The 12,715-nt window shown below is 69.0% G+C and carries 15 protein-coding genes; 10 read left to right on the forward strand and 5 right to left on the reverse strand.

Features of this window, described 5'->3' with window-relative positions:
- Nucleotides 1-35 precede the first annotated feature (35 nt).
- Both KXC42_RS09750 and KXC42_RS09755 read left to right on the forward strand, forming a co-directional pair.
- The gene (locus tag KXC42_RS09750) at nt 36-2,807 is read left to right on the forward strand and encodes a DNA translocase FtsK (protein ID WP_219130255.1); all 2,772 of its coding nucleotides are present in this window, start codon (nt 36-38) and stop codon (nt 2,805-2,807) included.
- A 218-nt stretch (nt 2,808-3,025) separates the two neighbouring features.
- The gene (locus KXC42_RS09755; protein WP_006551278.1) at nt 3,026-4,009 is read left to right on the forward strand and encodes a TerC family protein; all 984 of its coding nucleotides are present in this window, start codon (nt 3,026-3,028) and stop codon (nt 4,007-4,009) included.
- On the opposite strand, the gene KXC42_RS09760 is transcribed toward KXC42_RS09755, so the two are convergent.
- Together KXC42_RS09760 and KXC42_RS09765 are read right to left on the reverse strand one after the other, a co-directional pair.
- The gene (locus tag KXC42_RS09760) at nt 3,999-4,283 is read right to left on the reverse strand and encodes a YciI family protein (protein ID WP_033096530.1); all 285 of its coding nucleotides are present in this window, start codon (nt 4,281-4,283) and stop codon (nt 3,999-4,001) included. The genes KXC42_RS09755 and KXC42_RS09760 overlap by 11 nt on opposite strands.
- A 26-nt stretch (nt 4,284-4,309) precedes the next feature.
- Nucleotides 4,310-4,837 carry an amino-acid N-acetyltransferase gene (locus KXC42_RS09765; RefSeq protein WP_170318496.1) on the reverse strand — a complete coding sequence of 176 codons (528 nt, stop codon included), beginning with the start codon at nt 4,835-4,837 and terminating at the stop codon, nt 4,310-4,312.
- Between the two features lie 43 nt (nt 4,838-4,880).
- Between KXC42_RS09765 and pgsA the strand changes: the two genes are divergently transcribed.
- From pgsA to KXC42_RS09785, 4 genes are all read left to right on the forward strand, one after another.
- Nucleotides 4,881-5,660 (forward strand): CDP-diacylglycerol--glycerol-3-phosphate 3-phosphatidyltransferase, encoded by a 780-nt coding sequence (pgsA, locus tag KXC42_RS09770; RefSeq protein WP_033096531.1) that lies wholly within the window; start codon nt 4,881-4,883, stop codon nt 5,658-5,660.
- A 210-nt stretch (nt 5,661-5,870) separates the two neighbouring features.
- A complete protein-coding gene (locus tag KXC42_RS09775) occupies nt 5,871-6,257 on the forward strand; it encodes a helix-turn-helix domain-containing protein (protein WP_006551282.1) in 387 nt (128 codons plus the stop codon).
- 200 nt (nt 6,258-6,457) lie between these two features.
- Nucleotides 6,458-7,264: a phage shock protein PspA gene (gene pspA, locus KXC42_RS09780; protein WP_006551283.1), complete on the forward strand. Its 807-nt coding sequence runs from the start codon at nt 6,458-6,460 to the stop codon at nt 7,262-7,264.
- Between the two features lie 26 nt (nt 7,265-7,290).
- Complete coding sequence (locus KXC42_RS09785; RefSeq protein ID WP_006551284.1) at nt 7,291-8,100, forward strand: hypothetical protein; 810 nt, start codon at nt 7,291-7,293, stop codon at nt 8,098-8,100.
- A 59-nt stretch (nt 8,101-8,159) separates the two neighbouring features.
- Here the strand turns inward: KXC42_RS09785 and KXC42_RS09790 are convergent, their stop codons facing one another.
- The 3 genes from KXC42_RS09790 to KXC42_RS09800 are packed head-to-tail and all read right to left on the reverse strand — an operon-like array spanning nt 8,160 to nt 10,055.
- The gene (locus KXC42_RS09790; protein ID WP_039587019.1) at nt 8,160-8,765 is read right to left on the reverse strand and encodes a CbiQ family ECF transporter T component; all 606 of its coding nucleotides are present in this window, start codon (nt 8,763-8,765) and stop codon (nt 8,160-8,162) included.
- Nucleotides 8,762-9,442 (reverse strand): energy-coupling factor ABC transporter ATP-binding protein, encoded by a 681-nt coding sequence (locus tag KXC42_RS09795; RefSeq protein WP_033096532.1) that lies wholly within the window; start codon nt 9,440-9,442, stop codon nt 8,762-8,764. The genes KXC42_RS09790 and KXC42_RS09795 overlap by 4 nt, the downstream gene beginning before the upstream one ends.
- Nucleotides 9,443-9,458: 16 nt before the next feature.
- Nucleotides 9,459-10,055, reverse strand: a complete 597-nt coding sequence (locus KXC42_RS09800; protein WP_006551286.1) for a biotin transporter BioY — start codon at nt 10,053-10,055, stop codon at nt 9,459-9,461.
- A 248-nt stretch (nt 10,056-10,303) separates the two neighbouring features.
- Between KXC42_RS09800 and KXC42_RS09805 the strand changes: the two genes are divergently transcribed.
- From KXC42_RS09805 to KXC42_RS09820, 4 genes are read left to right on the forward strand one after another with little or no spacing between them, the layout of a single operon-like run.
- Entirely contained in the window at nt 10,304-10,477 is a 174-nt protein-coding gene (locus tag KXC42_RS09805; RefSeq protein ID WP_006551287.1) for a hypothetical protein, read from the forward strand.
- A gap of 15 nt (nt 10,478-10,492) precedes the next feature.
- A complete protein-coding gene (locus KXC42_RS09810; RefSeq protein ID WP_033096535.1) occupies nt 10,493-11,215 on the forward strand; it encodes a PIG-L deacetylase family protein in 723 nt (240 codons plus the stop codon).
- A gap of 40 nt (nt 11,216-11,255) precedes the next feature.
- Nucleotides 11,256-12,401 carry a glycosyltransferase gene (locus KXC42_RS09815; RefSeq protein WP_193903622.1) on the forward strand — a complete coding sequence of 382 codons (1,146 nt, stop codon included), beginning with the start codon at nt 11,256-11,258 and terminating at the stop codon, nt 12,399-12,401.
- A 37-nt stretch (nt 12,402-12,438) separates the two neighbouring features.
- Complete coding sequence (locus KXC42_RS09820) at nt 12,439-12,633, forward strand: DUF3046 domain-containing protein (protein ID WP_006551291.1); 195 nt, start codon at nt 12,439-12,441, stop codon at nt 12,631-12,633.
- Nucleotides 12,634-12,715: the final 82 nt, after the last annotated feature.

A 12,715-nucleotide genomic window follows, 5' to 3' on the forward strand; every position in this document is an offset into this window, starting at 1 on the left:
GTTCATGAGAGGTCCGTGCGGCTACCCTGGCGGATATGGCAGGAAAGTCGTCGGGCAGCCGCGGAACGTCGTCTACGACCTCTCGGTCGCGGACGGGGGCGCGGGGCTCGGGCGGCAGCACCTCCCGTGCTCGCAGCGCGGGTGCCTCCACCTCGAAGACCAGATCGACCGCGAAGACGAAGGCGTCCGGATCGACCCGGTCCACCCCTGCGCGCAAGCCGCGCGCCGCGGCCTCGACCGCGAACCGTCGCAGCGGCGGCACCGCACGTCGCGCTCCGGCCGCGAGTCGACGCCCCGCGCCCGCCCGTCCCCGGCGCAGTTCCGGGGGGATCCTCACCGCCGTGGGCCGCACCGTCGGCGCCGGCTGGATGATGACGGCCCGCGCTGTCGGAGCCACGACCCGCACGATGGGTCGCGCCACCGAGATCGAGTCCGGACACCGTCGCGACGGCATCGCGCTCGGATTGATCTCCATCGGTGTGATCATCGCCGGCACGGTGTGGTTCGGCGTCGGCGGCCCGGTGGGGGAGTGGGTCGAGACGGCCGTCCGCGCCATAACCGGTGGTGCGAGCGCGGTCCTTCCGCTCGTCGCGGTCGGCATCGCGGTGACGCTCATGCGCACCGAACCGCATCCCGAGATCCGTCCCCGGCTCGTCGTCGGCGGACTGCTCGTCGGTCTCCCCGCACTGGGCCTGTGGCACGTCGCCTCCGGTTCACCCACCGACGCGGAGGGCCGCTCGGAAGGGGCCGGTTTCGTCGGTGCCGCCGTGGGCGGCCCGCTCACTTCCGGGCTCACCGTCTGGCTGTCCGTGCCGCTGATGCTCCTCGCGGCGGGCTTCGGGATCCTGCTGCTCACCGGCACCACGGTGCGGGAGCTGCCCGAACTGTTCCGCGACTACTTCGGCCTCGGCTACCGCGCCGACGACGAGTACGGCGACTACGACGACGATTACGGCTACGACGAGCCGCCGATGTTCGACGCCGACGGCTACCCGATCGACGAGCCGCCCGCCCCCAAGCGGTCCCGCCGCCGGCGTACCCCGGTGGAGAACTACCCGCCTGACGAGTTCGACGGCGATGCGAAGACCGAGGTGCTCCCGCTGTGGGACGACCGCGCATCCGAACCCGAGGCGCCCGCCTCACCGCCGGCCACACTGGAGGTGCCCTCGGTCGCCGAGACCCCGGCCGCAGCGCCGGCCCCGGCTGCCGCCCGCAAGAAGCCGAAGGCCGCCCCGGTACCCGAGGTCGTCGACCAGACCTCCGAGCCGGAACCGGCCGAGACGTTCGTGCGCGACCGCGAGGTCGACGGCGACTACACGCTGCCCTCACTGGAGCTGCTCACCAAGGGCGACCCGCCCAAGACGCGGTCGGCCGCGAACGACCAGATGATCGAGGCGATCACCGAGGTCCTCGAACAGTTCAAGATCGACGCCGCGGTCACCGGCTTCACCCGTGGCCCGACCGTCACCCGCTACGAGGTCGAACTCGGCCCCGGCGTCAAAGTCGAGAAGATCACCGCGCTCGCCCGCAACATCGCGTATGCGGTTGCGACCGACAACGTGCGGTTGCTCGCACCGATCCCGGGCAAGTCCGCCGTCGGCATCGAAGTCCCCAACACCGACCGCGAACTCGTGCGGCTGTCGGACGTGCTCGCAGCACCGTCGACCCGCCGCGACCATCACCCCCTCGTCATCGGTCTCGGCAAGGACATCGAGGGCGACTTCGTCTCCGCCAACCTCGCAAAGATGCCGCACCTGCTGGTCGCCGGTTCGACCGGTTCCGGTAAGTCGAGCTTCGTCAACTCGATGCTCGTGTCGCTGCTCATCCGCGCGACGCCCGACGAGGTGCGGATGATCCTCATCGACCCCAAGATGGTCGAGCTGACGCCCTACGAGGGCATCCCGCACCTGATCACGCCGATCATCACGCAGCCGAAGAAGGCCGCGGCGGCACTGGCCTGGCTCGTTGAGGAGATGGAGCAGCGCTACCAGGACATGCAGGCCAACCGCGTGCGCCACATCGACGACTTCAACACGAAGGTGAAGTCGGGGGAGATCACCGCACCGCTCGGTAGCGAGCGCGTGTACCGGCCGTATCCGTACATCCTCGCCATCGTCGACGAGCTCGCCGACCTGATGATGACGGCCCCACGCGACGTCGAGGACGCGATCGTCCGCATCACCCAGAAGGCCCGCGCCGCCGGCATCCACCTCGTGCTCGCCACCCAGCGACCCTCGGTGGACGTCGTCACGGGTCTCATCAAGACGAACGTGCCCTCGCGACTCGCGTTCGCGACGAGTTCGCTCACCGACTCGCGTGTCATCCTCGACCAGCCCGGTGCCGAGAAGCTCATCGGTATGGGCGACGGACTGTTCCTGCCGATGGGTGCGGGCAAGCCGATCCGCCTGCAGGGTGCGTTCATCACCGACGAGGAGATTGCAGGGGTCGTCGACTTCGCCAAGAACCAGGCCGAACCCGAGTACAACGAGGGCGTCACCGCCCCGAAGGCCGGCGACAAGAAGGACGTCGACCCCGACATCGGCGACGACCTCGACGTCTTCCTGCAGGCCGTCGAACTCGTCGTCACGAGCCAGTTCGGTTCGACGTCGATGCTGCAGCGCAAGCTCCGCGTCGGCTTCGCCAAGGCCGGTCGCCTGATGGACCTGATGGAGACCCGAGGCGTGGTCGGGCCGAGCGAGGGCAGCAAGGCCCGCGAGGTGCTGGTCAAACCCGAGGAACTCGACGGCCTGCTGTACTCGATCCGTGGCGGCGGGGATCCGGTGGAAGTGCCTGCCGCAGAGCAGTGAGACATGCCCGTTCGACCGGCCGTCCCTGTTGCCTTCCGGCGGGAAGTGACGATGTGTGGCACAATCGTGGGAGCTGTGGAGGGGAGTATCCCCAGATCCGCGGCGGTCTCGTCAACACGTTCGGCACCGATGCCGTCCCGGGGCCGTCGGTCCGGCGATAGTCCGGGCGGGAGAGACCTCCGGCAGGTACGCATACCTACCGGAAGGCCTATGTGCCCATGCACGTAAACCTGACTACCTGGTTGATCACGATCGCCGTCATCATCGGGTTGTTCATCTTCGACTTCTTCGCCCACGTCCGCAAGCCGCACGCGCCCACACTGCGCGAATCCGGTTTCTGGTCGGCCGTCTTCGTCGCCATCGCGATCCTCTTCGGCGTGATCGTCTTCGCGGTCTGGGGACCGACCTACGGCGGTGAGTACTTCGCCGGCTACATCACCGAGAAGGCGCTGTCGGTCGACAACCTCTTCGTGTTCGTCATCATCATGGCCACCTTCGCGGTGCCCCGTGAGTACCAGCAGAAGGTCCTCACCATCGGCATCGTGCTGGCGCTGGTCATGCGCGGAGCCTTCATCGCGGTCGGTGCCGCGGCGATCAACGCCTACAGTTGGGTGTTCTACCTGTTCGGCTTCTTCCTCATCTACACGGCGGTCAAGCTCATCCGCGACCACGGTGAGGACCCGCAGGCCATCTCGGAGAACCGGATGGTCAAGCTGGCCCGGAAGTTCCTGCCGGTGCACGACGAGTACGACGGCGACCGCCTCGTCACCCGCATCGACGGCAAGAAGTTCGTCACGCCGATGCTGCTCGCGCTCGTCGCGATCGGCTTCACCGACATCCTCTTCGCGCTCGACTCGATCCCCGCGATCTACGGTCTGACCAACGAGCCGTACCTGGTGTTCACTGCGAACGCCTTCGCGCTGATGGGCCTGCGCCAGCTGTTCTTCCTCATCGGCGGTCTGCTCGAGCGGTTGGTCTACCTGTCCTACGGACTGTCGATCATCCTCGCGTTCATCGGCGTGAAGCTGGTGCTCCACGCCCTGCATGAGAACACGCTCGGCTGGATCAACGGCGGCGAGCACGTCGCCGTCCCGGAGATCTCCACCGGCGTGTCCCTGATCGTGATCGTCGGAGTGCTGGCCGTGACGACGGTGGCCAGCCTGCTCAAGACGCGCGGTGAGAAGGAATCCGTCAGGAGTTGAACACGCCCATCACCGGGTTCCACCCGGTGATGCGCACGGCATCGACGAGGTCGCGCTGCGCGAACGGGTCCTGGGCCATCAGTTCGCGCGCCGCGGCCTCGTCGGCCACGTCGACGAGGATGAGCGCACCCGAACCGTCGGTCCACGGGCCGGTCGCCCGCACGATGCCCTGTTCGACGAGATCGCCGAGCCATGCTCGGTGCTTCGGGCGGTGCTCGTCGCGCGCCGAGGCGGTCGCATCCGAATAGGTGTACTCGACGGCGAACAGGGCCATGCGGGCCTCGCTTTCGTGGGTCTCGATCAGAGGGTGAGGAGCATCCGGGTGTTCCCGAGCGTGTTCGGTTTCACGTAGCTCAGGTCCAGGAACTCCGCGACGCCCGTATCGTACGACCGGCACATCTCCGCATAGACCTCGGCCGTCACCGGAGTCCCCTGGATCTCCGTGAAACCGTGCCGCGCAAAGAACTCCACCTCGAAGGTGAGCACGAACAGTCGTTCCAGCTCGAGCTCGCGGGCGACCTCGATGAGGCGCTCGACGATCAGGTGACCTGCGCCGTGGCCCTTCACGGACGGGTCGACGGCCACGGTGCGCACCTCGCCGAGATCCGACCACAGCACGTGCAGGGCCCCGCACCCGACGACCCGACCCCCGAGTTCGGCCACCCAGAACTCCTGGACGGCCTCGTACAGGGTCACCAGATTCTTCTCGAGCAAAATCCTGCCCGCATAGATGTCGATGAGCCGCTTGATCTCGGGCACGTCGGAGGTTCGGGCGCTCCGTACGACCATTCGATCGTTCGAGTCGTGGTTCGTCGGCGGTGTCGTCATGCGGTGAACAGTAGCGCGTGCGGCTACCGATATTGTGGGGCACATGAGCACGCCCCGCCAGCATGTCACCGCGTCGGGCGGGAGCGGCGCCGCACCGGGACCGCACGCCGGGAGCCCGCACGATCCGGTGCCGTTGTGGAACATCGCCAACATCTTGACGGTGGGTCGGATCGCGTTGGTACCGGTCTTCCTGGTGCTGCTCTTCGTCGGCGACGGGCACGACATCGGGTGGAGGCTCGCGGCGACCGGAGTCTTCGCGATCGCCGCCATCACCGACCGGATCGACGGTCAACTCGCGCGAAAGCACGGTCTCGTCACCGATTTCGGCAAACTCGCCGATCCTATCGCCGACAAGGCCCTCATCGGTGCCGCGCTGGTCGGGCTGTCGATGCTCGGTGACCTGTCGTGGTGGGTCACCGGGATCATCGCTGCTCGGGAGCTGGGGATCACCGCCCTGCGGTTCGCCGTGCTCCGGCACGCCGTGATCCCGGCGAGTCGCGGTGGCAAGCTCAAGACGCTGGTGCAGACGCTCGCCATCGGTGTCTACCTGCTGCCGCTGCCCGAATCGGTGGCGCCGGTGGCGATCGGCCTGATGATCCTGGCGGTCGCCCTGACGGTGGTGACGGGACTCGACTACGTGGTCCAGGCGATCCGGCTGCGTACCGGGGTGCGCCGGAGCGAGAGTGAGACCGCCCGTGCGGAGGACGTCCTGGGGGTGGACGTCGCGGGGGAGGGCGCCGCGGGGGAGGGCGCCGCGGGGGAGGGCGCCGCTGCCCAGGACATGCCGGGCGACGGCCGCACGGTGGGTGAGGACGCCCGGTAACCACGGGGCGGGACGTGCGGGATCCGGCTCGGTGCGGTCGACACCGCTGTGTCGGGACTACGCGGTGTCGGGACTACTCGGGCGTCTGCAACCGCCGTCGGCGTTGTAATGTCTGGACACCGCAGTATCGAGGTCCGATCGATCTGCGGGAACCTCGCAGCGTCGTCGTGCGTTGACGAGGTGTCGGCACGACGGACGAAGGAGGATGGGATGGCGCTGTTGTTGCGTGAGGCACTCGGTGACAGCCTTCGGCGCACCCGTGTTTCGCAGAGCCGCACCCTGCGCGAAGTCTCCAGCAGCGCCCGGGTCAGCCTCGGCTATCTCTCGGAGATCGAGCGCGGCAGGAAGGAGGCCTCGAGCGAACTGCTCGCGGCCATCTGCGATGCACTGGAGGTCCCGCTGTCCGACGTGCTGTTCGATGTGAGCGGTCTGCTGGCGGACGGCCTCGACCGTCGCACGGACATGGAGACCACCGCAGCCGACACGGCACCGGCCGAGCGGTCCGACGACGGCGCCACCGCCGAGCCCGGGTTGCTCGCGCAGGAGCCGCGCATGGTGATCCCTGCACCCGCCGCACAGGCGCTGGCAGCCGCCTAACATGGATCACGAACCGTGCCGGTCTCGCCGGATACGGTCGTAAGCGACATCGAGCCGGGGCGTGGTGCGTGCACGGACCCGGCCGGGGCAGGTGGGTCGTCGGGGGTAGCAGCGGACCGGCGATCTTCGAACCGGGGCGCGAGGGCCGCGTACCGGGTCGCGTTCGGCGCGGCGTACCAGATGGAGGCAGGATCACACCCATGGCTAATCCTTTCGTCAAGGGCTGGAAGTACCTGATGGCGCTTTTCAACTCGAAGATCGATGAGAAGGCCGATCCGAAGGTCCAGATTCAGCAGGCGATCGAGGACGCGCAGCGTCAGCATCAGGCACTCTCGCAGCAGGCGGCCTCCGTTATCGGTAACCAGCGTCAGCTCGAGATGAAGCTCAACCGTCAGCTGGACGAGGTGGAGAAGCTCAACGCGAGTGCCCGCCAGGCCGTCATGATGGCCGACCAGGCCACGGCGGCGGGCGACACCGAGAAGGCGATCCAGTACACGAACGCGGCCGAGGCCTTCGCGGCACAGCTCGTCACCGCCGAGCAGTCCGTCGAGGACCTCAAGGTGCTGCACGACCAGTCGCTCCAGGCCGCCGCGCAGGCCAAGAAGGCCGTCGAGCAGAACGCCATGGCGCTGCAGCAGAAGGTCGCAGAGCGCACGAAGCTGCTCAGCCAGCTCGAGCAGGCCAAGATGCAGGAGCGCGTGAGCGAGTCGCTGCGTTCGATGGATTCGACCCTCGCAGCTCCGGGCACCACTCCGAGCCTCGATGCCGTCCGCGAGAAGATCGAGCGTCGCTACGCCAACGCTCTCGGTTCGGCCGAGCTCGCCCAGAACTCGGTGCAGGGCCGCATGCTCGAGGTTCAGCAGGCCACCGTCCAGATGGCCGGTCACAGCCGACTCGAGCAGATCCGGGCGTCGATGAAGGGCGAGGCGCTTCCGGGCACCCCCGCCAACCCTGCCGTCGACACGCGCAAAGAGCCCCCGAACGCTGCCGGTACCACCGGCCGCTGATCCGCACGCCTCGGAACTGATCCGCCGTGAACGTCTCCGGAGACGACCGGACCGGGAACATTCCCGGTTCGGTCGTCTCTGCGTTCCGTGATGCCACCGGCAACGCGATGGAGGCCGCGCGCCGCTGGCGCGATCCCGCCGCCCGCTTGCGGCGTAAGAAGCGTCGCGCGCGTCGACGTGCCAGTTTCTTCGGTGCCGGCTCGGGCACCACGGCGATCGGCACCGCGACCCTGGCCGTCGCGTCGGCTCCCGAATGGACGCTCGTCGCGGCCGGGGGAGCGACGGCGGCTCTCGCAGTGCCTGCCGTCCTCGCCGTCCGTACCTTCCGTCGCCTCGATGCGGTGCCGCTGCCCCCACCGCCGCCGCGCCGCCGGTCGCTGCCACCGGCCGGTTCGGTCGCCCGCGCCCCGATGGAACGCCTCGCGGCGAACGAGGAGAGCCTGCGGCGCCTGCTCGGTGTGCTCGTGCGGTCGAACTCCGTGGCCCCTGACGACCTCACCGAGATCGACGACGCGGCCCGCGCAGCCGCATCCGCACTCGATGCCGTCGTCGAGGACGTCGTTGCCCTCGAATCCGCCGCGCAGGGCAGTGCGGCCGCCAAGACCCATCTGTCCGCGGCCATCGTCGACGCGGGCGAGCGTCTCGGGACGGGTGTCGACCAGTTCGAGGAACTCGTCGCCGCCGCAGCACGCCTCGCCGCGACCGCCGAGGGTAACCGGTCGCTGGCGATGCTCGACCAGCGACGCGCCGAGCTGATCGCCACGTCCGACAAACTCGAGAGCTGGGCGCAGTCCTGGCGCGAGTTGGGGCAGATCGAGCAGCGTTACCACCCCTGAGGGGTGGAACACCCCCATCATCGACACCGCGAGCCGAACACGTCGGTCGTCGACACCTCTCAGTCGTCGACACCGCGAGCGGCGAGGGCCTCGCCCATCGCCTCCGCGGTGCGGAGGGCTCCCACCACCACCGGAACCACCAGCGCCCGCAACGAGAATCCGAGACCGCGCGCCTTGCGTGCCTCGGTCACGCGGGTGACCACGGTGCCGATCAGCGGGATCGCGCGGACGGTCATCACCAGCACGAGTCCCACCCGGTCGGGATCGACCCCGACGCGCGCGAGGGGACGGGCCGCCCGCACGATCGCGTCGAGCATGTCGGTGGTCCGCGTCGTGAGGGTCACCAGGGCGGCCAGGGCGACCGCCACGAGCAGCGACCCGCAGATCACCACCGCCCGTTCCCACCCCGCCACGAGCACCTGGAACGCTGCAATGATCGCCAGCATCCACACCAGCGGCCGCAGCTGCACAACCGCCGGACGCGGAGGTATGCGCGCGGCCGCATACGCGAGCACGGCCAAGGCCAGGGCGGGAAGCACCTGCCAGGGTTGCCGGATCCACAGGGTCAGCGCAAGGATCAGTGCTGCGACCGCGAGCAGCTTCGCTCCCGCCGGAAGCCGGTGCAGGACGGAGCGTCCGGGATGGTAGAGGCCGAACGTGTTCACCCGATCAGATTCCGGTAGAACGCGAGCGCGGACGCCGGTTCGTCGTCGGCGACGACCCGCCCCGAGTCGACCACCAGCACACGATCGAAGCCCACGAGGAGTTCGAGATTGTGGGTCACCGCGATCACCTGCTGCGGAAGGCTCGCGAAGGTGCGCGCGATGAGCTTCGTATTGCGCAGGTCGAGCAGGGTCGTCGGTTCGTCCGCGACGAGCACCGCCGGGTCGGTCACCATGATCGCGGCGAGCGCGAGCAACTGCTTCTGGCCGCCCGAGAGCAGGTGGCTGGGGTGGTCGTGATGCCCCGCGAGCCCGAAGTCGGCGAGGACCTGCCCTACCCGGGCTTCGCGTTCCTCTTTGCCGAGTCCGCTGCGTCGCAGCGAGAAGGCGACGTCCTCGGCGACCGTCGGCATGACGATCTGATGGTCCGGGTCGGTGAAGACGAATCCGACCTTCTTGCGGACCTCCCGGCCCTTGCGCGCCGTGTCGAGGCCGTCGACGGTCACCGAGCCGGACGACGGGACGAGCAGGCCGTTGATCATGCGCGCCATCGTCGACTTGCCGCTGCCGTTCGCTCCGACGATGCCGACGCGTCGTTCGGTGAGGACCACGTCGACCCCGTCGAGGACGGTGCGGTCGCCGTAGGCGTGCCGCACCTCCCGGAATCGGATCTCGCTCATCGACGGTCGGACGGCGTCAGTGCGCGGGATCCGCAGCGGGGCGGTGCGCGATGCGCGGTGCCGCCAGTGCGGGATAGGCGCGATGCACCTGGGCGGCGACCGCTGCGGCGACGACCGCCTTGGCCAGATCGCCCGGCAGGAAGGTGACGTTGGCCGCGGCGGCGGCCCACACCGTGAGATCCGTGCGCAGGACCATGCCTGCGATACCGAAGGCGTAGAGGACGACGATGCCACCGAGGACGTTGACGGCCACACCGGGCAACGTGCGGTATCGCGGCAGCATCTTCATGCTCAGCCAGCCGATCACGGCGACGGCAGGGATCCAGCCGATGAGGAAGCCCACCGTGGGACCTGCCAGCGAGGTGAGGGTCGTGCGCCCGCCGGCGAGTACGGGCAGCGCCAGCCCCAGCACGATCACGGTGAGCACCGACAGGACACCTTTGCGTGCGCCGAGCAGTGCACCCGCGAGCATCACGCCCAAGGTCTGCAGCGTGATGGGCACGCCGGACGATCCGATACTGATCTGACCGGGCAGTCCCAGGGCGATGATCAGGGCGGCGAAGACGGCGATCTGCGCGAGGTCGCGCGCGGGGATACGGGGGGACGAGGACACGGTTACTCAGCCTTCTGGTATGGACGGCGAACCCGTAGAGCCTAAGCCGTACCGGCGTGCCGCGGGTCACCGACCCGTCTCCGGGTGCCCGTGGGCCACACCGGGGTGCGCCTCCGGGTGTCCCCTGATCTTTCCCTGATATCTGCGCTGACCTGCTGTTTTTCATTGCTCGAGCTGTCAGGATCGAGGCGTACCGAGCAAACGGAGTCCGACTCGGAAGAGGTCGGCATCGAGGGTGGGAGTACCCAATGTTCTGGAAGATCGTAGGAATCGTCGCGGTGGTGTGGGTCGGTCTAGCCGTCCTCGGCGCCCTGCTCGACAACCTGTTCGGCTTTCTCGTACTCGGCGCCGTGATCTTCGGTGGATACCTGCTGTACAAGGCAGTATCGGGAGGTGACAAGCACGACCTGACACGTCTGTAGACGAAGGGGGCAGCTGTGGAGGCAGTACCGGAGAACTGGCAACGCGGACTCGTCGTCGTCGCCCACCCGGACGACATCGAATACGGCGCGGCGGCGGCGATCGCGCGGTGGACCCGACAAGGCAAGGAGATTTCCTACGTTCTGGCCACCAGTGGCGAGGCGGGCATCGCCGGTCTGTCGCCCGAGAAGAGCGGGCCGGTGCGGGAATCGGAGCAGCGCGAGTCCGCGCGGATCGTCGGAGTGGATACCGTCGAGTTCCTCGGGCACCCGGATGGTCGACTCGTCCCGAGTCTCGATCTCCGTCGCGACATCGCTTCCGCCATCCGACGTCATCGTCCTGAGATGGTGGTCACGCTCGCGTTCGGGCTGTCGCCCCGGCCCGGCTGGGTCAACAGTGCCGACCATCGGGCGCTCGGGATCAGCGTCCTCGACGCCGTCTCCGATGCCGCGAACGAATGGATCTTCCCGGAACTCACCGAACGCGGTCTGGAACCGTGGCACGGCGTGCGATGGGCTGCCGTGTGTCCGGGTTCGCCTCCGACCCACGCGGTGGACGTGACCGATACGGTCGAACTGGCAGTCGAGTCCCTCGCGGCGCACCGTCTGTACCTGCAGGCTCTCGACGACAGGCCGGTGGAGGCACAAGCGCGCGAACAGGTGGAGCGCGCATCGGCGCCGCTGCCGGGATTCGCTGCCGAGCGCGCCTCCGGGTTCGAGTTGTACACCTTCGCGGGATAGGAAGCGTCCCGCCGTCGGTGGCCTGTGGCAGGCTGTGCGCGTGCGAGTGGCGGTGGTGGCCGGGCCCGATGCGGGTCATGCGATTCCGGCGATCGCGTTGTCGCTGCGGCTCGCGGATGCCGGGCACGACGCGGTCGTCCTCACGGGCGAACGATGGCTCGGCCTCGAGCTGCCCGGTGTGACGTTCGCTGAGTTGAAGGGGCTGGCGCCCCGGCTCGGGGACGACGACGGCGACGCGGGGGCGAAGATCCACGCCCGCGCCGCCCATATCGCGAGCGAGATGCTCCCGGATCTCGGGGCCCTGCTACCCGACCTCGTCGTGGCGGACGTGCTCACCGCCGGCGGAGGGATGGCCGCCGAGCGCCTGGGGATCCCGTGGGTCGAGCTCTCGCCGCACCCGTTGTACCTGCCGTCGCGCGGGCTCCCGCCGATCGGCAGCGGTCTCGATGTGGGCAGGGGCGTGCGGGGCCGGTTGAGGGATGCCGCGTTGCGAGCGATGACCGCGAGATCGCTCCGGCAGGGGGAGCGCGAGCGTTCTGCCGCACGCGTCGGGATCGGTCTGCCGGCGCGCGATCCCGGGCCCCGGGCCCGGCTGATCGCCACCCTGCCGGCACTCGAGGTGCCACGTCCCGACTGGCCCGGGCACGCGCACGTCGTCGGTCCGCTGCTGTGGGAACCCACCGTGGAGATCCTCGATCCGCCGCCAGGGGACGGACCTCTCGTGATGGTCGCGCCGTCGACCGCGGTCACCGGCGTGACCGGGATGGTCGAGACGGTCTGCGACGCACTCGACGGGGCCGGGATGCGAGTCGCCGCGACGATGCTCGACCCTCCGCCGCAGTCGCTCCCCAGCTGGGCCGTCTCGGGTCGCGGCAGGCAGGACGTCCTGCTCCGGCAGGCCGATGTCGTCGTGTGCGGGGGTGGGCACGGGATGCTCGCCAAGACGCTGAGTGCGGGGGTTCCGGCGGTGATCGTTCCCGGGGGCGGCGACCAGTGGGAGCTGGCGAACCGCGCCGCACGGCAGGGGAGTGCGGTGGTGGTGCGTCCGCTCGACGCGGATGCGGTCCGCTCCGCGATCGACACCGTGCTGTCGTCGCCGGACTTCGCCGCCGCGGCTCGTGCGGCCGCGGACGGTGCCGGCGACGTGGAGGATCCGGTCGCGGTGTGCGAGGCCGCAGCGGACTGACTGTCGCGCCACACCGCGCGCGACTACCGTGGTCGGGGTGCGGTTGACGGAGTTCTACGAGGTGGTCCGGGACGAGTTCGGACAGATGCACGGCGATGCCCTGCTGCGCGATCACGTGCTGCTTTCGCTCGGTGGACGGACGGCGGCCGAGGCGATCGAGGCGGGACAGGAGCCCCGGGAGGTATGGCGCGCTCTCTGCGACGAGTTCGACGTCCCACCCGTGCGGCGGTAGCCGCGGAGCCGGTCGGGGCTGTTCCCGACCGGAATCGGTGCAGGAGTAGATGCCGGAATCGATTTTCTGTCCGACCGGGATG

The organism is Rhodococcus sp. LW-XY12 (genome assembly GCF_019317345.1).
Lineage (GTDB): Bacteria > Actinomycetota > Actinomycetes > Mycobacteriales > Mycobacteriaceae > Rhodococcus > Rhodococcus pyridinivorans.

Bases quoted from the DNA above. Each gene is read 5' to 3' on its own strand.
- KXC42_RS09760 (WP_033096530.1), bottom strand. From the start codon at position 4,283: ATGGCCCTGTTCGCCGTCGAGTACACCTATTCGGATGCGACCGCCTCG.
- KXC42_RS09755 (WP_006551278.1), top strand. From the start codon at position 3,026: ATGCACGTAAACCTGACTACCTGGTTGATCACGATCGCCGTCATCATC.
- KXC42_RS09795 (WP_033096532.1), bottom strand. From the start codon at position 9,442: ATGAGCGAGATCCGATTCCGGGAGGTGCGGCACGCCTACGGCGACCGC.
- pspA (WP_006551283.1), top strand. From the start codon at position 6,458: ATGGCTAATCCTTTCGTCAAGGGCTGGAAGTACCTGATGGCGCTTTTC.
- KXC42_RS09775 (WP_006551282.1), top strand. From the start codon at position 5,871: ATGGCGCTGTTGTTGCGTGAGGCACTCGGTGACAGCCTTCGGCGCACC.
- KXC42_RS09750 (WP_219130255.1), top strand. From the start codon at position 36: ATGGCAGGAAAGTCGTCGGGCAGCCGCGGAACGTCGTCTACGACCTCT.
- pgsA (WP_033096531.1), top strand. From the start codon at position 4,881: ATGAGCACGCCCCGCCAGCATGTCACCGCGTCGGGCGGGAGCGGCGCC.
- KXC42_RS09805 (WP_006551287.1), top strand. From the start codon at position 10,304: ATGTTCTGGAAGATCGTAGGAATCGTCGCGGTGGTGTGGGTCGGTCTA.
- KXC42_RS09765 (WP_170318496.1), bottom strand. From the start codon at position 4,837: ATGACGACACCGCCGACGAACCACGACTCGAACGATCGAATGGTCGTA.